This window comes from Chryseobacterium lacus (assembly GCF_003336205.1).
GTDB lineage: Bacteria > Bacteroidota > Bacteroidia > Flavobacteriales > Weeksellaceae > Chryseobacterium_A > Chryseobacterium_A lacus.
The window spans coordinates 123,063-146,796 of sequence record NZ_QPIE01000001.1 but is presented as its reverse complement, the minus strand read 5'-3'; the positions used below and the strand labels follow the sequence as shown (position 1 = coordinate 146,796).

23 protein-coding genes are annotated in these 23,734 nt (G+C 40.4%); 14 read left to right on the top strand and 9 right to left on the bottom strand.

The features are described 5' to 3' along the window. The first annotated feature begins 352 nt into the window (after nt 1-352). The 3 genes from DQ356_RS00685 (at nt 353) to DQ356_RS00675 (ending at nt 4,049) form a co-directional block, all read left to right on the top strand. The gene (locus DQ356_RS00685) at nt 353-1,327 is read left to right on the top strand and encodes a ribonucleotide-diphosphate reductase subunit beta (protein WP_114302543.1); all 975 of its coding nucleotides are present in this window, start codon (nt 353-355) and stop codon (nt 1,325-1,327) included. A 65-nt stretch (nt 1,328-1,392) separates the two neighbouring features. Then, nucleotides 1,393-3,051 (top strand): ribonucleoside-diphosphate reductase subunit alpha, encoded by a 1,659-nt coding sequence (locus DQ356_RS00680; protein WP_114302542.1) that lies wholly within the window; start codon nt 1,393-1,395, stop codon nt 3,049-3,051. A 113-nt stretch (nt 3,052-3,164) separates the two neighbouring features. Beyond that, nucleotides 3,165-4,049, top strand: a complete 885-nt coding sequence (locus DQ356_RS00675) for a DUF72 domain-containing protein (protein ID WP_114302541.1) — start codon at nt 3,165-3,167, stop codon at nt 4,047-4,049. 15 nt (nt 4,050-4,064) lie between these two features. On the opposite strand, the gene DQ356_RS00670 is transcribed toward DQ356_RS00675, so the two are convergent. After that, nucleotides 4,065-4,532, bottom strand: coding sequence for a regulatory protein RecX (locus tag DQ356_RS00670; protein WP_185123758.1), 468 nt, complete (start codon nt 4,530-4,532; stop codon nt 4,065-4,067). A gap of 32 nt (nt 4,533-4,564) precedes the next feature. After that, nucleotides 4,565-4,861: a hypothetical protein gene (locus DQ356_RS00665; protein ID WP_114302540.1), complete on the bottom strand. Its 297-nt coding sequence runs from the start codon at nt 4,859-4,861 to the stop codon at nt 4,565-4,567. A gap of 117 nt (nt 4,862-4,978) precedes the next feature. Here DQ356_RS00665 and glyA point away from each other — a divergent pair, with 117 nt between their 5' ends. Beyond that, on the top strand, nt 4,979-6,250 hold the full coding sequence (gene glyA, locus DQ356_RS00660; protein ID WP_114302803.1) for a serine hydroxymethyltransferase: 1,272 nt from the start codon (nt 4,979-4,981) through the stop codon (nt 6,248-6,250). Between the two features lie 74 nt (nt 6,251-6,324). On the opposite strand, the gene DQ356_RS00655 is transcribed toward glyA, so the two are convergent. The 3 genes from DQ356_RS00655 to DQ356_RS00645 all read right to left on the bottom strand — a co-directional run bounded on the left by DQ356_RS00655 (nt 6,325) and on the right by DQ356_RS00645 (nt 10,132). Next, a complete protein-coding gene (locus DQ356_RS00655; RefSeq protein ID WP_114302539.1) occupies nt 6,325-7,848 on the bottom strand; it encodes an FAD-dependent oxidoreductase in 1,524 nt (507 codons plus the stop codon). A 117-nt stretch (nt 7,849-7,965) separates the two neighbouring features. Continuing rightward, nucleotides 7,966-8,859, bottom strand: coding sequence for a hypothetical protein (locus tag DQ356_RS00650; RefSeq protein WP_114302538.1), 894 nt, complete (start codon nt 8,857-8,859; stop codon nt 7,966-7,968). Nucleotides 8,860-9,283: 424 nt separating this feature from the next. Further along, a complete protein-coding gene (locus DQ356_RS00645; RefSeq protein ID WP_114302537.1) occupies nt 9,284-10,132 on the bottom strand; it encodes an aldo/keto reductase in 849 nt (282 codons plus the stop codon). An 88-nt stretch (nt 10,133-10,220) separates the two neighbouring features. On the opposite strand from DQ356_RS00645, the gene DQ356_RS00640 reads away from it, so the two are divergent. From DQ356_RS00640 to DQ356_RS00600, 9 genes are all read left to right on the top strand, one after another. After that, nucleotides 10,221-10,703 carry a CinA family protein gene (locus DQ356_RS00640; protein WP_114302536.1) on the top strand — a complete coding sequence of 161 codons (483 nt, stop codon included), beginning with the start codon at nt 10,221-10,223 and terminating at the stop codon, nt 10,701-10,703. A gap of 155 nt (nt 10,704-10,858) precedes the next feature. After that, on the top strand, nt 10,859-11,359 hold the full coding sequence (locus DQ356_RS00635; RefSeq protein ID WP_114302535.1) for an FKBP-type peptidyl-prolyl cis-trans isomerase: 501 nt from the start codon (nt 10,859-10,861) through the stop codon (nt 11,357-11,359). 395 nt (nt 11,360-11,754) lie between these two features. Continuing rightward, nucleotides 11,755-12,855 (top strand): hypothetical protein, encoded by a 1,101-nt coding sequence (locus tag DQ356_RS00630; protein WP_114302534.1) that lies wholly within the window; start codon nt 11,755-11,757, stop codon nt 12,853-12,855. 27 nt (nt 12,856-12,882) lie between these two features. Next, the gene (locus DQ356_RS00625; RefSeq protein ID WP_114302533.1) at nt 12,883-13,989 is read left to right on the top strand and encodes a hypothetical protein; all 1,107 of its coding nucleotides are present in this window, start codon (nt 12,883-12,885) and stop codon (nt 13,987-13,989) included. Between the two features lie 393 nt (nt 13,990-14,382). Continuing rightward, complete coding sequence (locus tag DQ356_RS00620; protein ID WP_126723212.1) at nt 14,383-14,781, top strand: hypothetical protein; 399 nt, start codon at nt 14,383-14,385, stop codon at nt 14,779-14,781. Nucleotides 14,782-14,783: 2 nt separating this feature from the next. After that, nucleotides 14,784-15,506: a curli-like amyloid fiber formation chaperone CsgH gene (gene csgH / locus DQ356_RS00615; protein WP_114302531.1), complete on the top strand. Its 723-nt coding sequence runs from the start codon at nt 14,784-14,786 to the stop codon at nt 15,504-15,506. After that, nucleotides 15,490-15,918 (top strand): curli assembly protein CsgF, encoded by a 429-nt coding sequence (locus tag DQ356_RS00610; protein WP_228420583.1) that lies wholly within the window; start codon nt 15,490-15,492, stop codon nt 15,916-15,918. The genes csgH and DQ356_RS00610 overlap by 17 nt, the downstream gene beginning before the upstream one ends. A gap of 6 nt (nt 15,919-15,924) precedes the next feature. After that, complete coding sequence (locus DQ356_RS00605) at nt 15,925-17,292, top strand: CsgG/HfaB family protein (RefSeq protein ID WP_114302530.1); 1,368 nt, start codon at nt 15,925-15,927, stop codon at nt 17,290-17,292. Between the two features lie 4 nt (nt 17,293-17,296). Then, the gene (locus DQ356_RS00600) at nt 17,297-18,799 is read left to right on the top strand and encodes a carboxypeptidase-like regulatory domain-containing protein (protein ID WP_114302801.1); all 1,503 of its coding nucleotides are present in this window, start codon (nt 17,297-17,299) and stop codon (nt 18,797-18,799) included. Between the two features lie 151 nt (nt 18,800-18,950). Here the strand turns inward: DQ356_RS00600 and DQ356_RS00595 are convergent, their stop codons facing one another. The 3 genes from DQ356_RS00595 to DQ356_RS00585 form a co-directional block, all read right to left on the bottom strand. Then, nucleotides 18,951-19,604, bottom strand: coding sequence for a response regulator transcription factor (locus DQ356_RS00595; RefSeq protein WP_228420581.1), 654 nt, complete (start codon nt 19,602-19,604; stop codon nt 18,951-18,953). 282 nt (nt 19,605-19,886) lie between these two features. Beyond that, entirely contained in the window at nt 19,887-20,084 is a 198-nt protein-coding gene (locus DQ356_RS00590) for a hypothetical protein (RefSeq protein ID WP_114302529.1), read from the bottom strand. Between the two features lie 374 nt (nt 20,085-20,458). Next, the gene (locus tag DQ356_RS00585) at nt 20,459-21,439 is read right to left on the bottom strand and encodes a hypothetical protein (protein WP_114302528.1); all 981 of its coding nucleotides are present in this window, start codon (nt 21,437-21,439) and stop codon (nt 20,459-20,461) included. A 330-nt stretch (nt 21,440-21,769) separates the two neighbouring features. Between DQ356_RS00585 and DQ356_RS00580 the strand changes: the two genes are divergently transcribed. Beyond that, complete coding sequence (locus tag DQ356_RS00580; RefSeq protein WP_114302527.1) at nt 21,770-22,525, top strand: hypothetical protein; 756 nt, start codon at nt 21,770-21,772, stop codon at nt 22,523-22,525. 257 nt (nt 22,526-22,782) lie between these two features. Here the strand turns inward: DQ356_RS00580 and DQ356_RS00575 are convergent, their stop codons facing one another. After that, nucleotides 22,783-23,730, bottom strand: a complete 948-nt coding sequence (locus DQ356_RS00575; protein WP_228420579.1) for a tyrosine-type recombinase/integrase — start codon at nt 23,728-23,730, stop codon at nt 22,783-22,785. Nucleotides 23,731-23,734 lie beyond the last annotated feature (4 nt).

Genomic DNA, 23,734 nt, shown 5'->3' with positions numbered 1-23,734 from the left:
TATTTTTTTTGATTTGTTACAATTGAAAATTAAAATCCTGAGTCTCTCCGTTTATTCGTAAAGCCCTTGATACAGGTGATTATATAAACTTTGTTTAACTTTTAAAAATGAAACAGGGCGTTTGCGCCGCATTACATCCGGTAATTCAATGATAATGATGCCTCTGGGTCTTTGTGGAAAACTTTTAGGCTTATTGTTCAGGTTTTTACATTATCCACCTTGGGCATCTGAAATGGATTCTCTATTTTTGTTTTCACAGCTTCGGCCTATCAATCATTAATTTTTTGCGGACACAGGATCGGGTCGGAACCACCCTTGTGAGCAAAGTATGTTTAATCTGAAAACCTTTACAATGGGAATTTTTGACAAGAGAATTAGTTACAAACCGTTTGAGTATCCGGAAGTTTTACAATTCATAGAAGCGATTAACAAGTCGTTTTGGGTGCATTCTGAAGTTGATTTTACAGCGGACATTCAGGATTTTCATTCACAGTTGGAACCGCACGAAAAAAATGCTGTGAAACATGCACTTTTAGCCATTGCGCAGATTGAGGTTTCAGTGAAAACTTTTTGGGGAAATCTTTATCATCACCTGCCAAAACCTGAACTCAACGGGTTGGGCGCTACTTTTGCAGAATGCGAGTTTCGTCATTCTGAAGCCTATTCCCGTCTGCTGGAAGTATTGGGATACAATGATGAATTTAAACATGTTGTGGAAATTCCGGCAATCAAAAAAAGAATTGATTTTCTGTCGAATGTGTTGAAACACGCCAACTCTGCTACGCCGAAAGAGTATGTATCTGCTCTTTTGCTTTTCAGTATTTTAATCGAAAATGTGTCGCTTTTCTCACAGTTTGCGATTATTTTGTCTTTTACAAGGTTCAAAGGCTACATGAAAAATGTGTCCAATATCATTGCCTGGACTTCTGTTGATGAGCAGATTCATGCTAATGCCGGAATTTATTTGATTAATAAAATAAGAGAAGAACAGCCTGATCTGTTGACCGACAGTGATATTGAAGATATTTACACCTTGGTGGATCAGTCGATTGAATTAGAATCCGAAATTCTGGACTGGATTTTTGAAATGGGAGAAATAGACCATCTTTCCAAAGAAAATTTACTGAATTTCATGAAATATCGTGTGGACGACAGTTTGCGAAAAATTGGCATGAAAACACGATACCAGATTACGCCGGAGCAATATCGCCCGATGGTTTGGTTCGAAGAAGAAGTTTTTGCCAATTCTATGGACGATTTCTTTGCGAAAAGACCCGTAGATTATACCAAACACGATAAAAGTATTACGGAGAACGATTTGTTTTAACTGAAACTTCTACTTCAAAATATGCGCTCTGTAAATCAATCCGTCATTTTAACTATTAAACAACAATGGAAGAACTAAACAACGATATCTGGTGGCTCAATGAAGAGTCGGAACAAATGCTGAACCGCGGTTATCTTTTAAAAGGAGAAACCGTGAAAGGCGCCATCGAAAGAATCACCACGGCGGCGGCCAAAAGGCTTTATAAGCCTGAACTTCAGCCTGCTTTTGAAGAAATGATTACCAAAGGCTGGATCAGTTTTTCCTCGCCGGTTTGGGCCAATATGGGAACGCAGCGCGGCTTGCCCATTTCCTGTTTTAACGTTCATGTTCCGGATCATATCGAAGGAATTACCCACAAACTGGGAGAAGTCATCATGCAAACCAAAATTGGTGGCGGAACTTCCGGATATTTCGGGGAATTGCGCCATCGCGGAACGGCGGTTACGGATAACGGAAAATCATCGGGAGCGGTTTCTTTCATGAAATTATTCGATACTGCAATGGATGTCGTGTCTCAGGGAGGCGTCAGAAGGGGAGCTTTTGCCGCTTATCTGGATATCGACCACGGAGATATTGAGGAATTTCTTTCTATTAAAGATATTGGAAGTCCCATTCAGAACCTTTTCACGGGCGTTTGCGTTCCCGATTACTGGATGCAGGACATGATAGACGGAGATATGGACAAGCGGAAAATCTGGGCCAGAGTGCTGGAAAGCCGCCAACAGAAGGGATTGCCTTATATTTTCTTTACTGATAATGTGAATAGAAATAAACCTCAGGTCTACAAAGATCTCGGCATGACAGTGAATGCGAGCAATCTGTGTTCCGAAATTATGTTGCCTTCCAGCAAGGATGAATCCTTCATTTGCTGTCTTTCTTCCATGAATCTCGAACTTTATGACGAATGGAAAGATACCAATGCTGTGAAACTCGCTATCTATTTCTTAGACGCCGTGTTATCGGAGTTTATTGAAAAAACAGAAGGAAATTATTACCTCACCGGAGCCAGAAATTTTGCCATTCGTCACCGTGCGCTTGGGTTGGGAGTTTTAGGGTATCACTCTTATCTTCAGAAAAATATGATTCCGTTTGAAAGTTTTGAAGCTACACAATTCAATGCGCGTGCGTTCAGGCATATTCGGGATCAGGCAGAAATTGCCTCTAAAGAACTGGCCAATATTTATGGCGAACCGGAACTGCTGAAAGGCTACGGAATGCGTAATACAACGCTGATGGCGATAGCGCCAACGACTTCTTCTTCCGCTATTTTGGGACAAACATCGCCGGGAATTGAACCTTTTGCTTCCAATTATTATAAAGCCGGTTTGGCCAAAGGAAATTTCATGAGAAAGAATAAATATCTGGCAGATCTCCTTCAGAAAAAAGGCCTTGATAATGAAGAAACGTGGCGAACCATCATGCTGAATCATGGTTCTGTACAGCATTTGGAGGAACTGACAGACGACGAAAAAGCGGTGTTCAAAACCTTCAGGGAAATTTCTCCGATGGAAATTGTTACTCAGGCCGCACAACGCCAGCAATATATCGATCAGGCACAGTCGCTCAACCTGCAGATTCCCTCCACAATGCCGGTGAAAGATGTGAATTATGTCATCATCGAAGCCTGGAAAAAAGGGGTGAAAACTTTGTATTATCAGAGAAGTTCATCAGTTTCCAAAGAAATGATGGTAAACTTTGTAAGTTGCTCATCATGTGAGGCTTAAAGATGCCAATGTAAATATGTTAATAAACCGCAGTCGTTCTGCGGTTTATTTTTAATGATCAGTTTGAAGAAATTCTTAACTTTAGATTCTTATTTTTTTTAATATTCAATACTATGAAATTCGGACAGGTAGAAGATCCTTCACAAATCGATTTTACACTTCCTCCAGATCATCCCGGAACAGCGGAAATTTTAAAAAATTCCAAAGGGAAAAATCTGGAAATATCGGTTGGTTGTGCCAAATGGAATAAGACCGACCTCAAAGGGTTCTATCCAAGAGGAACCAAAGATGAACTGACGTATTACGCTACACAGTTTAATTCCATTGAGCTGAACGCGACATTTTATGGAATGCCGAGTCCGGAACAAGTGTTGATCTGGAAAGAAAAAACGCCTTCTGATTTTAAATTTTTCCCGAAAATTACCAATACAGTATCGCATTTCCGAAGATTACAGAATGTGACAGATCCTGTGACGCAGTTTGCCTCAGCCGTGATGAATTTTGAAGAAAAACTGGGAATGGTTTTCTTGCAGTTGCACGATAATTTCAAACCGAAAGATTCAGACAGGCTGGAAAAATTTGTTAAAGAATGGCCGCGTGAGATTCCTTTAGCTATCGAACTTCGTAACAACGAATGGTTTTCTGACGAAGAAATTTTTGAAAATACCATGCAGCTTTTTGAAAAGCACAACATCACCAATATCATTGTGGATACGGCCGGAAGGCGCGATATGCTTCACATGCGGCTCACAACTCCTGTAGCTTTTGTACGTTATGTAGGAGCTAATCATGAGAGTGATTATCAGCGTCTGGAAGACTGGCTGGAACGTCTTTCTATTTGGAAAGAGCAAGGATTGGAGCACTTGTATTTCTTTGTACATCAGAATGTTGAAAAAGCTTCGCCATTGCTTTCCGCACATTTTGTTGCCGAAATGAACACCCGTTGGGGGACAGCGATTCACGTTCCTGAAATGGCAGAAATTAAAACAAAATTTTAAAAGAGAAAGGAAATATTATTCCTGTTCTTTCAGCACTTCCAGAATTTCGTCATATTCAAAACCACGGCTCAAGAGGTAGCGCGTGGTTTTTATTTTTTTTTGATAATTCTGTAGCCCTTTCTGTTGTGCAGCGTAATTTGTGGCTATTTTTTTCAGCGTGGTTGCGTAATCATCAACATCAATTTCGTCCATGCATTTCTGAATCAGTTTCTCTGTAATTCCTTTTTGTTTCAGATGTTGCCGGATTTTGTTGCGTCCCCAGGATTTCATGTAAAACTTGCCGCGAATGTAGCTTCGGGTGAAGCGTTCTTCATTCAGATAATTCTCTTTCATCAAATAAAGAAGAATTTCTTCCTTAGCTTCGGGAATCAGGGTAAATTCCCACATTTTCTGCTCCACTTCCTTGTGGCATCGATCCTGATAAACACAGTAGTTTACCATTTTCTGTTTGATTTCATGAAAAGGAAAAAATTTCTTTTCCATCCCTAAAATGCAAGTTGTTTTACGAAATGGATTTATGCCAGAAATTTGATTTCTTCGTCCTTCAGTTCATTGCTTTCCACCAGATCCAGCATAGTTTTCTGGATTCTCCTGCGCAGTTTGGCAATTTTGCGGACGGTCTTATCAGGGCTGTAATCGAAAATATCATCATTGAAAGAAAAAGTGTCACCTTTTTGCAGAACAATACCGCTTTCTTTCATTTCTTTCAGCAGCATCAGTTGGGTCATGGTTTCCAAAAGTTTGTGTTCTGATGAATTTAGATGTTTCAGAGATTTCAACACTTCTTTTTTATATTTTTTCCTCAGTCCCATATTTCTTTTTTTGTGATGTAAAGATATTCAAAATTCATGAATGATGTTTTTTTTGTTTAATTTTGAAACATAGATGTGAAGAACGATAAAGTTCCGATACTTGTAAATACCAAATATATGAGCAATGCAATTATTTTCGATCTGATCGAAAAAGAAAGACAAAGACAAACCCACGGCGTAGAGCTGATTGCTTCTGAAAATTTTGTTTCAGATGAGGTGATGAAAGCGATGGGAAGTGTGCTAACTAATAAATATGCGGAAGGCTATCCCGGACGAAGATATTACGGCGGATGTGAAGTGGTGGACGAAATTGAAACCCTCGCTATCGAAAGAGTCAAGCAGCTTTTCGGTGTAGAATATGCCAATGTACAGCCGCACTCAGGTTCGCAGGCGAATGCTGCTGTTTATCTTTCCGTTTTGAAGCCGGGCGATAATATTCTGGGCCTCGATCTTTCGATGGGTGGACATTTAACTCATGGTTCTGCGGTTAATTTTTCCGGAATTCAGTATAATGCCCATTTTTATGGAGTAGAACGGGAGTCAGGAAGAATTGATTACGATCACGTTCGGACAAAAGCTTTGGAAGTGAAGCCTAAAATGTTGATTGCGGGATATTCAGCCTACTCACGGGATATTGATTTTGCGAAATTCAGGGAAATTGCGGATGAAGTAGGTGCTACATTGTGGGCAGATATTGCGCATCCAGCAGGTCTCATTGCGAAAGGACATTTGTCTTCCCCGTTTCCTCACTGTCATGTAGTGACAACTACAACTCATAAAACGCTAAGAGGGCCTCGTGGCGGACTCATTATGGTGGGTAAGGATTACGAAAATCCTTACGGACACAAAACGCCAAAAGGACAAATTAAAATGATGAGCCAAGTATTGGATAGTGCCGTTTTCCCGGGAATACAAGGCGGGCCGCTGGAACATGTGATTGCTGCAAAAGCCGTAGCATTCGGAGAAGCTTTGGATGATAAGTTCACGGAATATACACTGCAGGTCATTAAAAATTCCCGTGCTTTGGCGAAGTCGATGATGGACCGCGGATTTGACATTGTAAGTGGAGGAACGGATAATCACCTTTTCCTGGTTGATTTGCGCAATAAAAATGTAAACGGAAAAGAAACGGAGAATGCTCTGGTAAAAGCAGACATTACCTGTAATAAAAATATGGTTCCTTATGATGATAAATCGGCTTTCACAACTTCCGGAATCCGTTTGGGTACCGCAGCTATCACCACGCGTGGAATGAAGGAAAATGATATGGATGGAATTGCTGAACTTATTTCGAGAGTAGTTGATAATCTGGAAAATGAATCGCTTCTGAAAGAAGTAAGGAGAGAAGTAAATACAATGATGGACGGTTTGCCGCTCTTTCAGTTTTAATAGTACTTTAAAGCTAACATAAAAACCGGACTGAGAAATCATTTCCGGTTTTCCATTTTAAAATAATCATGTTTTTAACTTTTATTCAAAGGAGTGCATTTCTGTAAACCTTCCGTCGCCGGCATATTCATCAGATTTCCGTCGGTATCAAATCTGGATCCGTGACACGGGCAATCCCACGATTTTTCGGCAGTATTGAACTGAACTGTACATCCCATGTGCGGACAGATCGCCGAAACAAATACAAATCCGCCGGTATCTTCGCGATAAACTGCCACCTGATCTCCCTGATATTGAATGACTTTTCCTTCACCTTTCGGGATTTCATCCAATTCCGCTTTGCTGTCTGCCATAAAACGGTCGGTCACTAAATGAAAAACTGCGTTGACATTTTCCTGAATCGCTGTGGTTGCACTGGCCTGAATTTCTATCCGTGAAGGAGAAACAATTTCTGCCAGTTCATTGTCTTTTCTTTGAATCAAATCGGCAATGATTTCTGATGCGAGAGTTCCCCACGTCATCCCGTTCCCATTGTAACCTGTGGCTACATACATATTTTCTTCGCCGGGCATTTTCCCGATGTAAGGAAGCCCGTCGACCGGAACATAAAACTGAGAAGACCATTGATGGGTAATTTCTTCAATATCAAAATTCTCCCGTGTATAGTTTTCAAGATCTTTGAAAGGTTTCGTCGTATCTTTTTCCTGTCCGGTTTTATGATCAAATCCTCCGATAATCAAATAGTTATTTTCATCTTTTCGGTGATATCTAAAATAATGATACGGATCATAAAGGTCTGCAGCCTGAGCCATCTTTTCGGGCGTGAAGCGAATCTTCGCTGATAATGCATAACTTCGGTAAGGAGCCAAAAGAATATTAAACCGGTTGTTTCCCGGCGGAATGTGAGTCGCCCAAACCAATGATCCGGCTGTGAAAACTTCACCGTTTGCCGTGGTAATACTGATGGTGTCATTCAGCTTTTCGTATTTTTTTACTCTTCTTTTGGTAAGAAGTAAACCGCCTCTTCTTTCAAAAACCTCAGCAAGACCACCGATGTAACGCATGGGATGAAACTGAGCCTGGCCTGTAATTTCGATGGCTTTCCGAAAATTAATGCTGAAAGGAATCTGACTTACATAATGGGTTTCCACATCCAGTTTTTGATGAGCATCCAGAATGTTATCCACCATTTTATCCTGTTTCTTTTCAGCACTAAAAAGATAAAAGTTACATTCCTCATAATCGCAGTCGATGTTGAATTGCTGAACATTACTTCGGACGATATCTTTGGCTTTTTTTGCGTGATCAGCAATCGTTTGAGCTTTATCTTCTCCGAATTTGCTGATGATATTGTCATAAGATTCATCAAAAAAATTGTTGAGATGCGCAGTTGTTCCTCCCGTAGTTCCAAAGCCGGGTTCCTGTTGCTCGAGAATCAGGCATTTTTGTCCCCGTTTTTGTAATTCCACAGCAAGGGTTAATCCTGTGATTCCTGCGCCTACGATAATGGTGTCAAAGTCGTTAACGATTGGTTTTTTATTTTCGTTCTGATACTGATGATTCTGCCAGAAACTTATATGATCGCCGTCTCTTTTCATATTTTTTATTTAAAAATACGATATGTAAATAAACCTCAAGTCATTACTTTTTTTATATGTAATAATTGTATCAAATTGTATAAAAAAACCGGCTGCAAACGCAGCCGGATAAAGGATTTAGTAATTATTATTCTGATTCTGCTCTCTGTGGCGAGAACCTTGGTTTCTGTCGGAACTGCCTCGGTTTTCTTGGTAATCGTCCTCGTGGCGGTTTTGGTTTTGTGAACCTCTGTTGCTGTATTCTTCGTATCCGGAAGATTGACTTCTGTTGTTATAACGGTCCTCAGAATACTCTGAATTTCTGTTATTGGAGTAGCGGTCATGCTGTTCTGAAGATCTTCTTTGTTGATCATCCCGATCGGGGTAAGGCCTTGAAACACTTTCGCTGTTCGAGTCATAACGTCCTGATCCAAAATTATCAGACTGACGATGACTGCCGGAATACTGATCCTGTCCGAATTGTGATTCATAACCTCGGTTTCTGGAATCTTCATAGCTTCTTCCAAAACCTCTGTTATTTCCCCTCATATCGGAATCCCAATTCTGGTTGCGGTTCTGGTTGCCATAATTGTCTTCATGGCTGTCGTTTCCGTAATTGCTGTATTGTCTGTCGCGTCCATAATTGCTGTGTCGCTCGTGATAGCCGCGATTTCCGTAGTTTCTGTCCTGATAGGAATCTCTGTTGTCATGCTGCCAGGACGAACGGGAATCATAACCACTTCTGTTATTGTTTTGATAATCATTTCCGGACTGACGGTGGTACTGATCTCTCGAATCTCCGTGCTGGCGGTTTTCATAGTCATTTTCGTACTGATCGCGATGCCTGTTCTGGCTGTTTCCATAATTTCCTGACGATCGTTCGTCGTAATTCCTACCTGATTGGTCAGATCTTCTGTCATTGTAATTCTGGCCGTATCCTTCTCTGTTTGGATTGCCATGTTGACTTTCTTCTCTTTCTGAATTTCTGTTTTGAGACTGATTTCTGTCGTCCCAGTTTCTGTGATGTGACATAACTTTTATTTTTAATGATTTGGTGATCCAAAATTACTAAATTATGTCAATAATAAAAATAGTCGTAAAATGTTAAAAGTATTTCATTTATTAATAGCTATGTTTGAAAATTATCAATTTCAACGTCGAATTATTGTTTTTTCTGTTATGGTTATTAGGAGAATAATAAACTGATTTCTAAACTTACAAGCTAAAATTTTCATATTAATTTTAACAGAATTGTGGTATTATGATGCGACAAATAATAATCTTATAAGGTTTAAAATGTGATTATATAAAAATGGATTTAAAATTGGAAAACCGTTAACTTTTATTAAGAGAAAAGGCTTTTGTATTGATTTTTAAAAGACGGCAAGTTGCGTTACCAGACTTTTAAACAAGAAAGAATTCAAGAAATCCGGAAAGCACTGAAAAGAAGGCGAAACTATGATTGCGGCATTCTTTCCGGCCATAAATCCGGCCGTTCACCACTGAAACCTGTTTCCGGCAAATTGTTGATGAGTTCCATTTCTTCATCGGAAAGTACAAAATCAAAAATATCGAAGTTTTCATTCATTCTTTCTTTGCTTGCAGCTTTGGGAATCGGGATCACGCCTTGCTGAACAATCCAGCGCAGTGCGATTTGAGAAACAGTTTTGTGATGACGGTTGGCTATTGCTATTAATATTTCATTTCCAAAAATTCTGCCTCTTGCCAAAGGAGACCATGCCTGCAAGAAAATTCCTTTTTCTTTGCAATATTGGGTGGTTTCCGGTTGCCAATATCCGGGATGAAATTCGATCTGATTGACAGCTGGTTTTATTTTGGCAGAATCTAAAAGTGCTTCCAGATGCTCCGGCCAGAAATTACTGACTCCGATGGATTTTATTTTTCCTTCTTCCAAAAGTTCTTCCATTGCGCGCCAGGTTTCGGCATTGGTTTTCTGCCAGTTATTGAAATTCCGGGCATTCGCAGGCCAGTGAATCAGATAAAGATCCAGATAATTCAACCCCGTTTGTTTCAGCGATTTGGCAAATGCTTCTTTCGTTTTGTGATATCCGAGATCATTTCGCCAGACTTTAGAAATCACTGTAATTTCTTCTCTCGGAATGCCGGATTCCCGGATGGCAGCACCGGTCTGTTGCTCCGTTTTATAGATGGATGCGGTATCCAAAAGTCTGTACCCGCATTCGAGTGCAGAAAGGATTATCGAAACATCATTTTCGGCGGTTTTATAGGTTCCGTATCCGATCGCAGGAATGGTGACACCGTTATTAAGCTGAATAGTTTTCATGATGATAAGCTGTTAGATGAAACGTTAAAGTTGCGGATTTATTTGGAATAATTTTGGCTGAATTTACGCAGTATTTAGGTTTAAAAATATGATAGATCAAAAAAAACTCAATCAATCTGCTGAACTGATGACAAGCAAGAAATTAACGATAGCAGTGGCAGAGAGTTGTACTTCCGGTCTTATTCAGAATGTATTTTCACAGGCAGAGGATGCGATGGCCTTCTTTCAGGGCGGAATTACTGCATATAATGCCGGACAAAAAGCAAAACAGCTCAATATCAACCCTATTCATGCCGAAAACTGCAATTCGGTATCAAAAGAAATTGCTGAGAAAATGGCTTTGGAAGTCTCGAAACGGTTTAATTCTGAACTTGGTTTGGCCATTACGGGATATGCGCAGCCCGTTCCAGAACAGGGAATTGAAGATTGTTTTGCATTCGTTTCACTCATCCGCAGTTCGGAAATTATGTTTTCAAAACGAATAAAAGGCGATCCTAAAAAAAAGCTGGTTGAGAATCAATATATTTTTATTGAAAAAATTTTGGATGAAATCATTAAGGTCTTAAAATAAAAATGTTACTGCCCCAAATTATTTTTGAATATCAAAAATGGCTTGCTTTACCTGATTTATTCTTAAAACATTACCTTTGTCCGACTAATATCTAAACGGTATTGGTTAATCTTTTTTTAATCTGAAGGGTTCATTTCCCTTGCTAAATTTATTATATGACAATACAAAAAAACCACGTTGTAGCACTTCATTATACGCTGAATGCCATTGAAGAAAACGGAGACCACACTTTCATTGAAAGGACCGAGGATGAAACTCCGCTTACATTTTTGTATGGAGTGGGGATGATGCTTCCGAGATTTGAAACAGAAATCCAGGGCATGGCAGCAGGAGACAAGAAATCATTTACGCTTTCCGCAGCGGAAGGATATGGCGAGAAACGCGAAGATGCTACTACCCAACTTCCTGCTGAAATGTTTGAGGAGTCTGGTATGCCGCCAGTTGGTGCCATTTTGCCTTTGCAGGATCAGGATGGAAATCAGCTGACCGCAGTGGTGATGGATGTAAATCCGGAAGCAGTAACCGTAGATCTGAACCACCCGATGGCGGGCAAAACCTTGAACTTCGATGTAGAAATTGTGGTAACGCGCCCTGCAACTCAAGAAGAACTTTCCCATGGCCATGCTCATGGTGTGGATGGCACAGCGGGACATTAATTTTATCGAAAAAAATAATAGTTAGTTGAAACCTCAGGCTGCTTTTCATTTTGGAAAGCAGTTTTTTTTTGTGTTTAAATTTAAAAATGGTGTAAAAGAACAGCCTCTTCAAAATCGTGTTGCAACGATTATTCACTTTGTTAGAAAATAAAATTCACTTTTTAAAAATACGAATAGTAGCAGCACTTGAAATAAAATCTACCCAATTACGGTTAGTTTTTTTCTACCCATATCTTGTTACATGTTCTCCAAAATATCCATGATATACTAAAGTCCGGCATCTGGTGATAAATGCAACTGCTCTTGATGATATTTATAATTTGCTGATATTCAGTGATTCGAGATGTTGGATAGGCTCATAGATTTGCAGGACTAACAATTTAAAATTAATAATTATGAAAAAGCTCGCATCAGCAGCAGCGATCGTTTTAGGGACTTTCGCATTCGCTCAAGCAGGAAGTGTTAACACTGTTGCTCAAACAGGAGACAATAACAGTGCTGATATTCTTCAGAAAACCGGAGTAGGCAACCATAGCAATCAGTCTACACAGGTAGGGGATCAGAACTCAGTGTTGGTAAGACAGAGTGCAGGTTTGAACAAAACTACAACTTATCAGGAAGGAGATTTTAATCAGGCAACATCTCTTCAGGGGCATACCACGTGGGGAAGCAATAACAAGGTTATTCAATCTCAGGTGGGTGACTGGAATAAGGCAACTGCAGAACAATATCAAAACTGGGATGAATATATTACTCAGGTTCAGGATGGTGATGGTAACACCGCACATGCTTACCAGATAGCCGGTGCTAGAATGTATGCAGACCAGATCCAGATTGGGTCAAACAATACTGCTAGCTCCTCTCAGACTGCAGTAGGACCTTCTGTACCAACCTGGGCTACTAATAATGATGTGGATCAGATCCAAATGGGAGATCACAATTCAGCAGCTGCAACTCAATCAGGATGGGGTAATGATCTGGACCAAGTTCAAGTAGGAGACTACAACACGATGAGTGCTGCCCAAGATGGTATTCAAAATATGTCTCTACAGTATCAGGAAGGTGATTGGAATATCGCTGCTATAACTCAATCCGGAGACGATAATGAAGGAACACAGTCTCAGGTGGGGGATGGGAACTATGCTTCCATGTCACAAACCGGAGATGAAAACAAAGCGGTTCAGGCACAAGCAGGCGGTGGAAATACAGCTTACGCACTACAATCCGGTGATTTAAACATAATATCAGGAGGTCAATACGGAGATGCCAACTGGGCTTCTGTAAGCCAAACAGGGTCGATGCACAGTTCAGTTTACTCACAGACTGGAGACCATAATATTTTGACCAATACACAATCTGGTACTGGACATTCTTCTATCAGTTCTCAAACAGGAGACTGGAATGTTTCTACTGTTACACAAAAGCAATCCGGACATACTCACACAGGTACTCAATCCGGAAACGGAAACAGCATCTTAGCAGTACAAGGAAACTAATTATATAACTAAAATTCTTAAATTATTATGAAAAAATTAATCTCAGGTACATGTGCTGTATTAATGGCAGCTACTGCCTATTCACAAACAGCGCCTTTCGCCAACACCAATGCAGTAAGCCAAAGTGGTGACAACAATACCGCAGACATCAGTCAGATTGCCGTTGGTAAACATGAAAACCAATCTACACAAATTGGAAACAGCAACAGCGTACTGGTAAGACAGACTTATTATTTTGGTCAAACGACTGCTTATCAGCAAGGAGATCATAACAGTGCCATTTCAATTCAGGGGCCAACTTATGATAACCGGGTAGTTCAAACTCAGGTTGGAGACTGGAATTCTGCTCATGCCACTCAAAACAATGGTACTTATGATGTTCAGATTACCCAAACTCAGTATGGTGACGGGAATCAAATGACAGCAAGCCAGCATGACGGGGCCAGAACATGGATTGATCAAGTACAGGCAGGGAATAATAATATTGCTACTGCTGCCCAGGTAGAAGACCGGGTGTCGGATCCTTATTATTATAATGGAAATGATATTGATCAGATTCAAGTTGGTGATTTCAATCTTGCTACAGCTTCGCAAACTGGATGGGGAAGCGATCTTTATCAGGTTCAGCAAGGAAACTCAAACACTGTATCAGGTATTCAGTTAGGTGCCGAAAACAGCCTCGCTCAATATCAAGTAAGTGGTGATTGGAATACGGCTGCAGCATCTCAGACAGGGGATGAGAATGAAGCGATTCAGTATCAGGAAGGATCCGGAAACTATGCTTCCCTTGCTCAAACTGGAGATAAAAACTCTTCTACTCAGAGCCAGACAGGAAGCAGTAACATTGCTTATGGTGTTCAGGCGGGAAGTGAGAATGAATTGATTGGTGTACAATCTGGAATTTCTAACTGGGCTTCAGTAGATCAATCAGGAACTCATCACAGTTCTATTTATGCTCAGTCTGGTGACCACAATATTTTAACCAATCTACAATCCGGAAGTGGTCATAGCTCCGTAAGTGCGCAAACCGGAAATTGGAATGTATCAACAGTTACTCAAAGTCAGACAGGACATTCTCATGTGGGAACCCAGACTGGTCATGGTAACTTCATATTAGTGAAACAGGGGAATTGATTTTCATCCTATGTGTTTTAGAAGGGGGAAGCCATTTTTTGGCTTCTCTTTTTTATTCCGCAAGGTATATTTAACAAAGTGGGATCTATATCAAAACATCATCAAAGTCGCAATTTATTATATCCAGACCTGAAGTGACCGGTAAAAAACAGAATCCGATTTTCTATCGTTAAACCATTGCAATCACAGTTCGTTTCTTTTGATCAAAGAAAGTTTTAAAGAGCCGTAAAATGAAACTTCAGGAAAGGACTGACAGAACTGTATCCCGGCATCGCCGTGATATCAGGTCATGGGGACTAACAGTAACTGATTACAGTGACAAATTATTTATACCTGATTTTTGTGTTTCTCAGTGAAGATCAATCTGATACCTTTATAAAAAAAATGATGATCATGAAAAAATTTCTTTTATTCCTTCCCATGCTGTGTGTATTTGCGCTCTGCAAAGGCCAGCAGATTGCATGGCCTCAGATCAACAGTACTGTGGCTATCGACATGTTTCACCTTCAGCAGATGAGTCTTGACTCTCTCGGTTCTGTCGTTGTACAGCAAGGTGACAAAAACAATGCTACTATTCTTATGTCTTCACAGAGTGAAGTTACCGTGCGTCAGGATGGCCGACAAAATAATGTATATTTTAACAACACCCATTCGGCGGGTAAATCCTCTACAGCGATTGCCACTATGGGCTACAATAACACGGTGGATTTTACCGGTACAAACAGTATATCTGATGGTATTAAGATGAATGTAAAAGGTGAAAATGTAACGGTGTTTGTCCGAAATTATTAATCATGACTTTCCGTTCTTTCATACTGATCTTTTTATTCCTGTGCTTTTCAGTACAGGCTCAGTCATTTGATGAAATTAAGGCAAGGATTGAGCACTCCATACAGGAAAATCAGATTCAGATTACGGGAATAGCGGTCAATCAATCATCCACTCACCATGAGTTGAATTATTTGCTTATAGTAATTAAAAAGGGAGGGGCAACCAATAACCTCTCCAACAATAAACAGGGAGGCCGCTTCGCAATTGGACCAAGTGAAACGAAGGGTCTTTCACAGATCAATATTAATCTGGAGCAGGGAGACGCTATGAAAGCGTACCTCTATATCAGAGACGAGCAGGACCAGACTCTCCTGAGTAAAGACAGTCTCGAGATCAACCAGTCTCAGTTTAATCCTGTACAGCAGGAAACCCGTATCCGAAGATCTTCTGAGCTTTCCGGTTTGGCGATAGATGAAACGAAAAGCAAAGTAGGAAAAGACTTCTATGATATATTCTACATGGAGTTTAATCGATTGCCGGACAATGCTTCTGCTGTTACTATCGAAGAGCAGCCGGCCAGAGGAAGCAGCGGGCAGGTTAACATCAAAATAGACGACAGAATAATCTATGGCTTTATGACCAATCCCAGTGATGAATTCTTAAGGGAACAGGTGGGCATCGCTCTTAGATATATTAACGACTACAATGCCAAAAAAAAACTAATTAAAAATGAATTTCAATACTAAACTTAAACTCGGGATTACCATGATGGTTTTAATCCTGTTTGGAACTGCAGGATTCTGTGCACAGCAGTTTGTTTATAAACCCGTAAATCCTGCCTTCGGAGGAGATACTTTTAATTATCAGTGGCTTCTCAGTTCAGCCAGTGCTCAAAACCAGTTTGATAACGCCGATAGTAAAACCCAGGGAGCTGGCATCAACTCTTTAGACAGTTTTGCGCAGAGTCTTAACCGTCAGGTGCTGAGTGAGCTTTCCAGGAAGCTATTTCAGGAACAGTTTGGAAGTGGAAGCGTAGAGGCGGGAAACTATCTTTTCGGCTCTATTTATTTGCAGGTTACTGAAACGGCTCAGGGTATGATGATCAGTATCCTTGACACCTCTACCGGAGATCAATCCGAAATCGTTATTCCTAAATAAAACACCATGAAAATCAATACTCACCTGCGGCTCGCATTTTGTGCCGTTGCCCTTCTGACCTTCCAGGCCTGCGGGCCGGTATTCGGGCTCCCGGGCAATCCCGAAAAATCTATCATAGGTGAATCTACACCTTACACCTCAGACCTTAAGAATATGCCTTCTCCTAAGGAGAAAATTGTTGTAGGCGTTTATCGCTTCCGTGATCAGACCGGTCAGTATAAACCTTCCGAAAATGGTAATAACTGGAGTACAGCAGTACCACAGGGAACCACCACCATCCTGATAAAAGCACTGGAAGACAGTAAATGGTTTACCCCTATTGAAAGGGAAAATATTTCCAATCTCCTCAATGAAAGACAGATTATCCGCTCAACGAAACAGGAATATATAAAAGATGCTGACGCCAATACCCCTGCATTGCCTCCATTATTGTTTGCTGGTATTTTGCTGGAAGGAGGAGTTATCTCTTACGACAGTAATATAATGACCGGCGGAGTTGGGGCGAGGTATTTTGGTATTGGAGCCTCCTCACAATACCGGCAGGACAGAATTACCATTTACCTCAGAGCGGTATCCACCCTTAACGGCGAAATTCTTAAAACCGTATATGTCTCGAAAACGATTTTATCCACCAGTGTTAATGGTAGTTTCTTTCGATATGTAGATACAGAAAAGCTGCTGGAAGCTGAAGCGGGGGTTACCCAGAATGAACCTGTGCAACTCGCAGTAACTGATGCGATAGAAAAAGCAGTCAAATCTCTTATTATTGAAGGGATAAAAAGTAAAATATGGGGTAAAGCACTGGATCAGCCCGAAAAGTATGAATCGCTGATCGCTTCGTATAATGCAGAAGAGAAACACAGCGCCCAGCGTCTGATCGGTAATGATAATCCTGTGACAAGGCGGCCTTTCTCTGTATTTGGACAAGCGGAGGCTCAACAGGGGCGAGGAGACTATGTGAATCCCACCACAACATTTGGAGGTAAACTGGGGGCGAAATATTTTCTGAATTCGAGTTTCAATTTAGAAAGCAACCTCAGTTTCTTCCAGATGCAAAACGGCAATTTACTGAAACAGAGGTATCTCGTTGGGGAGGTTAATCTGGAATATCTTGTGCTTCCACAAAGACGCCTCTCTCCCTATATGTATGCCGGGTTAGGTGCTCTTTTTTCTAAACAGAAAGTAAAATATAAGAGCCAGTTTGGAGGCGGTTTGGAATATCTCATTTCTGATAATTTTGGAATGAGGGTATCTACTCAGTATGATCTTGGATTTTCAGATGACTGGGATCGTTTGGTGCAGGGTAAACTCAATGATCACGCACTGCGGTTTGGCCTTGGTATAAACTATTATTTTGGAAAAATTAAAAACTAATAAAATGAAAAATATTATTTGTATACTTTCTCTTCTTTTTCTCTTTTTTACAGTATCCTCCTGTGCGGAAGATCTTGTGGAACATACCGAGCAGGGAGTATTGAAAGGAAAAGTTGTTAAAAAGGGAAGCAATGAACCTGTTGCCAATGTAAAGATTTCAACTGCACCCAGTACCCAAACTTTATTTACAGATAAGGATGGGATGTTTGTTATTAAAGATATTCCTACAGGGAATTATTCCGTAAAAGCTGAACTTAATGGATTTCTCACCAGTTATGAGGCGGTTACAATACAGACGGGTCAGGAAGTCAGCGTTATTATTGAACTCAGTGATGATCAGTCACTAAACTCACCACCATCGGCTCCTGAATTGCTCAGTCCTATAGATAATGCCTTGGACCAGCCGCTTAGTGTACAGCTGAGCTGGAATTCTACAGACCCGGATAAGAGCGACAGTCTCACTTATAAACTGATTGTGAAAAATAATGTCAATACCGACATCATCACCATTAATGATATTTCTGATAAATTTTATACACTCGATAATCTGAGTTATGGCACAAGTTATTTCTGGCAGGTAGCCGTGTCGGATGGTATTCATCCGGAAGTTTTCAGTTCTGTCTTTAAGTTTACAACCACAGCTACTCCTTCCAATAGGTATCACTATGTAAAGAAGCAGAACGGAAATTTTTATATTGTTTCTTCCGATCTTCAGGGCAACAGTTTTAATCTTACCCAACCCACTCATAACAGCTGGAGGCCACGGAAGAATAATAATGCCAACCGTATCGCTTTTTTGAGAACTGAAGGTTCGGGCAGTCATATCTACACCGTTAAGCCTGACGGTTCTGATCTTTTTAAAGTAACAACCACACCGGTGGCGGGATTTCATAACAGCGAACTGGATTTTTCCTGGAATACCGATGGCAGCAAGTTAATTTATACTCATTTTGATAAACTCTACCAGATTAATAAAGACGGAACCGGTTTACAACTTTTGTATACCACCCCTGACGGAAGTTTTATTTCCGAATGTGACTGGAGTTACAACAGTGCTCACATTGCGCTGAAGACCAATGATGTGAATGGGTATAATATCAGAATATTTGTGATAGATTTGCTTGGAAATACCGTGGAAAATGTCTTCACAGCTGCCACAGGCGCAGCGGGCGGTCTCAATTTTTCGATAGACGGACAAAAACTTCTCTATACCTACGATGTTTCCGGACATCTTGATACTAGCTACCGTCAGCTGGACAGCAGGCTGTTTTTGTATAATTTTCAGACCAATTCCAGTGTTGATATCTCTGTTGAGAGTTCTAAACCTCAGGGAACTAATGATCTGGATCCCCGATTTTCTCCAGATAATTCACAGATTATTTTGATGAATACTTCCAATGATAATATCTCTGCCCGAAATATTGTTTTTATCAATATGAACAGTTCGGGTACCAACTTTTTACGTGTGCCTGCCTTTAACAACGGAGAGATGCCGGACTTCGAATAGAATTAAAATAACCATGAAAGATCCATGCAGTTTTACTGTGTGGGTTTTTTATTATGAGATGGTTGCATTTTATTAAATGAATGGCACTATACAAAAAGTCCGTCGGAATCACCGACGGACTTTTACTTTATTTGAAATGAGAGAAACCGCTTCAGTCTTCGAAAATATTATTTTCCAAAGCATATTTTACCACACCCACGGTGTTTTTTACGTTAAGTTTCATTAGGATACGCTTGCGGTGGGTTTCAACGGTATTCACACTGATGAACAGTTTGTCCCCAATATCTTTACTGCTCAGTCCGTCGCACACCAGTTTTAGTACTTCCATTTCTCTTTTGGTAATGGGTTCCTTGTTGCAACGGGTGTATTTTTTGTTGTCGTTACTGAGAAAACTGATCATCTGTTCCTTAGCGGATTCACAGATATAGACGTTCCCCTGATGCAGCGTCTGCACACATTTCAGGAATTCTTCATAATTGCTGTCCTGATCCAAATAACTGCGGATTCCCTTGGAAAAAAGTTTACGGATGACATGCACTTCGTAATTCTGACCCACAATGATGATTTTGATTTTCGGATCAATTTTCAGAATAGAATCAACGATTTCATAGATTTCCGTTCGTGCAAAAACACTACTCCCTATCATAAGAAAATTGGGAGTGTTTTGCTTTACATCATCGAGGAGCGAATCAGTATAATTAATGATGTTTACAGTTTTGAACAAGTCTGTCTGTAGGAAGAGTGTCGACATCGTTTCCGCATATAGGGAGGACGTCTCAATAATGGTTAATGAGTTTTTTTTCATGTGTTGTGTTTTCACAAAGATATGAAAAATATGACGATTCTGCAAAAAAACATAATGCAAAACATATTTTAACCTTCATTGCGATACTAAAATAAGGGTATTAGTAGATTTCTATTAAAGAGCTGATGATTTTTTTAACTTTAAAAGAAGAACAATATCTGAAAATATTTACGTTTAGAATAGGCATTAAGCCATAGTTATCAGCTGAGTTGTTATGCTGAAATGCGAAATTTTCTATATAAAGATAGCCCAGTTTTTCGAGATGGTAATGGTTATTTAGGATCAGTTATCATTATAATCCAGAACTCGCTGTACCTCGTCTTCATCAAGATTGTAATATTTGGCTACATCCCGGACGGTAATATGCCGGTGTTTTTCTTTTCCGGTTTCTTTTCTTATATCGGCCAGTATCCGGGAAGCCTGTCGCCTGCTCTTGCCCGCCAGCAGCATAATATCGGCTGCTTTTACAATTTTTCTCATTTTGTATCATTTGGTAATACAAATTTCCTGAATGACTTGGAGGTTTCATATAACGAAAATGTCCTCTTTTGAGGACATTAAGGAATTTTTTACAGGAAAAAAAAAGACTTTTTTCAAGTGGTGTCATGTGGTGAAAGCATCTGACTTGTCGCCGGTAAAATTGTAAAGACCAATGTTTCGTTTCTGTATTGCCTTTCATTCATATACATCATTTACTCCTTATGTACCCTTTATGTACCCTTTATGTACTCTTTATGTACTCCTTTGGTTCTACTCTGATATCCAAACAAAATCTATTGACTAGTGCAATCTATGCAGCTGTACATTGCTATTCAAATCTGCCAAGGAAAGCGGAAGAGAATGTACCACACTGCTTAGCAGGGAGGTGTTATTCCCATGGCAGCGCATGCCAAATTAAAGCGGCTTTTTCTGGAAGAAATTTCCAGCTTATCTAATGTTTTAAACTGATTCCATGTTGGGGTGTGACACTCTTCCCAATCGTTGTACCACTCCCTGAAGGTACACATTTTACTGACGATCCATTTGGCATCGGCCAATTTTCTGTAGAGGTAGGCCACATCTCTTTCAGAGGTGCAAAAATGATTGTGAATATGATTAAAATAACTGAAATGTTCCAGTGATCTGAATACCCAGGCAGGGTATGCGGGTTTCTGAGTTTCCGGTTTTTCGGATGATACCAAAGCCTCCGGGCGTGTAATTTCTTCCTGCTCTGGATTTTCCTGCCGCAGAATATTTTTGTTTTTTATTGTTTCCAATATTTCTCCCGCCTGTGTTTTCATGGATGAAAGTAACTGTAAGACTCCCGTGAGATAAGGTTTCAGGTGTGATTCAATTTCTAAGGCAATGTAATGTGCTTCAAAAGCACGAATCATTTTATTCAAAAATTCAACGGCTTTTTCATGTGCATCCGGATTCATTACGGAGAGGAAGTGAAGGCCTGCAAAGTGCTTCCATCTTTGCTCTTTTAGAATTTTTGCGATTATTTTTTTAAAATTCAGTTTCTCGTTTCGTACAAAAACTTCTGTCAGCAATTTTTTAACCACTTCCTGTATTTTATTCTCATACAATTCCCACTCCGGGAAAACCGTATTTCCAAAGACGCCCAACGGATATTTCTCCATAAAGATTTCCATTACTTCCTCATAAGTTTCCCAGCGTTCCTTAAGGTCTGAAGCATAGTTTTCTACATCGGAAGTCGCCCGAAACTGGTTTTTGTTGTCTTTAATAAAGCCATTAACTGCAGATAAGATAGGTTTCTGTTGTGAGGCTGTGAAAACACTACCGACTGTTTCCAGTGCTTTCCGAAGTTCTTCATTTGAAATAATGAATTTCATAAAATTATTTTTGAATTCGATATAAAAGTCGGGAATAAATTATAGATATGCAAATACCTCTGTTTTTTATGGAATTTTTTTAAAACGAAATGAACTTCGTTTTCATCATTTCCAAAAATTTGTTTTGCAGGGTGTCAAAACAGGACAGAAATACGTAATAACAGGACAAATTTGGTCATATCCAGTCATTCCGGAACCCTCCTGTTGTACAGTCACTTACGGGCTTTTATCTTTGTAAATGTTTCCGGAACAGATCAATTTTTTTATTAATCCAAAGTGTTTCCAGACGAATAGGCCTGTTCGGAAGGACGCTTTACAAAACAAAATATTATGGCCAAATTCGATGGTATCTTCAATATTGAGGGTACATTAAAAGGGATGACCTTTTACAAAACAAAAGACGGATCCATGATCCGCACCAAGGGAAGTTTGAGCAAAGAGCGGATTGCAAAGGATCCGGCATTTGAACGAACGCGTGAGAACGGTTTAGAATTTTCGCACTGTGCGAAAATGGCGAAACTTTTCCGGAGCAGTGTATCAGATAAGGTAGATCTTGCAAAAGATCACCACACCAGCAGCCGGCTGAACCGGGTGATGCATCTGATAAAAGCGCTGGATACAGAATCGCCAAGGGGAAACCGGAATGTGGCTATCGGTATTGCAAAACCTGACGGACCCAAGCAACTGAATGGTTTTGATTTCAATGCCAGCGCACCTGTTGCCTCGCTTTTTTTGCAGCTGCAGGCGCTGGATCCTGCGACAGGAAGTTTGGAGTATGCGGATTTTATTCCGAAGCGCCATTTAAACTTTCCTGATAGTTCTACCGATGCGAACCTGCAGCTGATCGCAGTGCAGGTGGACTTTGCGGAAGAGAGGTATGTACTGACGGAGAGTGCCGTGCAGACCATTGAAAAGCAGATTGAATCTGTGCAGCTGGAACTGGCGGTGCCGTCTATTCCCAGCGGGCCACATCCTGTTTTTTATCTGTTGCTGGTGGAGTTTTATCAGCAGATGAACGGAGGTCGATATCCGCTAAAGAATAAGCAGTACAACGGTTTAGGTGTCATTGGATATCTGCAGCAATAGGAATATTGCGTGCAGAAAGAAAAGGCCGTCCGCATGGACGGTTTTTTTGGTTGTGGGTGGTTACAATTAAGGGTCAGGTCAGCAAAATTTGTTCAATGTACTCGCTGTTATTCTCTTTCTGAAAATAAACATGATTCTCGTTAAAACCTCTTATGCTCAAATTGTCCTTACATTTCCAAATGTTTTGGCAGCATCAGAAATTGTGAGCGCCCGTTTCATGACTAATCTTATATTCAATGATAGTTTAAAAGGGGTTTTCAGTTTTCCAAAAGAGGTAGAGGGAATTTTGTATAAAATGCAGGTTGAACTTTTCCCCGAAGAAGCTTTTTTCGACGACATTCCTCAAACAAAGTATCCAGTGGGGAGAATATTTTTTGGGTAGAAAGTTGGGCGATTTGAAGGTAAACGAGGGTAGTTTCGATGTTTTCGTGGCCGAGGAGATTTTTGACGCTCACAATGTTCATCCCATCCTCCAAAAGATGCGTCGCAAAGCTGTGGCGAAGCGTATGAACACTCACTTCTTTCCCTATTTTTGCCGTTTTTGAAGCCTGTTTCACCGCCCATTGTACGTCGCGTTGCGAATATCTTGAATCGAATTCTCCACCCGCACGATTTGCACGGGGTGCTCCAAAGAGAAAATCTTCCGGTTTTTCCGCTTCAATGTATTTTTTTAAACCCCGAATCAAATGTTCGGAAAGTGGTAAGTAGCGGTCTTTTTTGCCTTTTCCCTGAACCACTTTCAGCTGTTTTCTGTCAAAATCCAAATCACAGAGACGAAGATTTCTGACTTCCAAACAGCGCAATCCACAGCCGTAAAGCAACCCGATTAAGATTTTATGTTTTAAAAGTTTACAGCCGGACAACAGCTGCCAAACCTCCTGTTTACTGAGCACTACAGGAAGTTTTTTCTCTTTTTTAATTTCCGGAAGACTTAGAAAATCGTAGCTCAATCCTTCCGATTTCAACAGAAACCGAAATCCGTAAACCGTGTGTTTAAAATACGATTGCGAGGGTGATTTTGATTTTTTCTGAAGGTAAAAAAGGTAATCGTGGATTTGCTCAGGATCCAATTCTGTCGGGATTTTCCTGAAATGCAGCGACACCCCAGCCACGTGTCTGGAGTAATTACTGAACGTACTTTGGCTTCTTCCAAGCACCGAAACCGTACGTTCAAACCGGCCTAAAAGTTCTGTAAAACCAGGCACTTCG

Excerpts from the sequence above, each read along its gene's own strand:
- DQ356_RS00685 (WP_114302543.1), top strand. The coding sequence starts at position 353 with ATGGGAATTTTTGACAAGAGAATTAGTTACAAACCGTTTGAGTATCCG.
- DQ356_RS00680 (WP_114302542.1), top strand. The coding sequence starts at position 1,393 with ATGGAAGAACTAAACAACGATATCTGGTGGCTCAATGAAGAGTCGGAA.
- DQ356_RS00675 (WP_114302541.1), top strand. The coding sequence starts at position 3,165 with ATGAAATTCGGACAGGTAGAAGATCCTTCACAAATCGATTTTACACTT.
- DQ356_RS00670 (WP_185123758.1), bottom strand. The coding sequence starts at position 4,532 with ATGGAAAAGAAATTTTTTCCTTTTCATGAAATCAAACAGAAAATGGTA.
- DQ356_RS00665 (WP_114302540.1), bottom strand. The coding sequence starts at position 4,861 with ATGGGACTGAGGAAAAAATATAAAAAAGAAGTGTTGAAATCTCTGAAA.
- glyA (WP_114302803.1), top strand. The coding sequence starts at position 4,979 with ATGAGCAATGCAATTATTTTCGATCTGATCGAAAAAGAAAGACAAAGA.
- DQ356_RS00655 (WP_114302539.1), bottom strand. The coding sequence starts at position 7,848 with ATGAAAAGAGACGGCGATCATATAAGTTTCTGGCAGAATCATCAGTAT.
- DQ356_RS00650 (WP_114302538.1), bottom strand. The coding sequence starts at position 8,859 with ATGTCACATCACAGAAACTGGGACGACAGAAATCAGTCTCAAAACAGA.
- DQ356_RS00645 (WP_114302537.1), bottom strand. The coding sequence starts at position 10,132 with ATGAAAACTATTCAGCTTAATAACGGTGTCACCATTCCTGCGATCGGA.
- DQ356_RS00640 (WP_114302536.1), top strand. The coding sequence starts at position 10,221 with ATGATAGATCAAAAAAAACTCAATCAATCTGCTGAACTGATGACAAGC.
- DQ356_RS00635 (WP_114302535.1), top strand. The coding sequence starts at position 10,859 with ATGACAATACAAAAAAACCACGTTGTAGCACTTCATTATACGCTGAAT.
- DQ356_RS00630 (WP_114302534.1), top strand. The coding sequence starts at position 11,755 with ATGAAAAAGCTCGCATCAGCAGCAGCGATCGTTTTAGGGACTTTCGCA.
- DQ356_RS00625 (WP_114302533.1), top strand. The coding sequence starts at position 12,883 with ATGAAAAAATTAATCTCAGGTACATGTGCTGTATTAATGGCAGCTACT.
- DQ356_RS00620 (WP_126723212.1), top strand. The coding sequence starts at position 14,383 with ATGAAAAAATTTCTTTTATTCCTTCCCATGCTGTGTGTATTTGCGCTC.
- csgH (WP_114302531.1), top strand. The coding sequence starts at position 14,784 with ATGACTTTCCGTTCTTTCATACTGATCTTTTTATTCCTGTGCTTTTCA.
- DQ356_RS00610 (WP_228420583.1), top strand. The coding sequence starts at position 15,490 with ATGAATTTCAATACTAAACTTAAACTCGGGATTACCATGATGGTTTTA.
- DQ356_RS00605 (WP_114302530.1), top strand. The coding sequence starts at position 15,925 with ATGAAAATCAATACTCACCTGCGGCTCGCATTTTGTGCCGTTGCCCTT.
- DQ356_RS00600 (WP_114302801.1), top strand. The coding sequence starts at position 17,297 with ATGAAAAATATTATTTGTATACTTTCTCTTCTTTTTCTCTTTTTTACA.
- DQ356_RS00595 (WP_228420581.1), bottom strand. The coding sequence starts at position 19,604 with ATGAAAAAAAACTCATTAACCATTATTGAGACGTCCTCCCTATATGCG.
- DQ356_RS00590 (WP_114302529.1), bottom strand. The coding sequence starts at position 20,084 with ATGAGAAAAATTGTAAAAGCAGCCGATATTATGCTGCTGGCGGGCAAG.
- DQ356_RS00585 (WP_114302528.1), bottom strand. The coding sequence starts at position 21,439 with ATGAAATTCATTATTTCAAATGAAGAACTTCGGAAAGCACTGGAAACA.
- DQ356_RS00580 (WP_114302527.1), top strand. The coding sequence starts at position 21,770 with ATGGCCAAATTCGATGGTATCTTCAATATTGAGGGTACATTAAAAGGG.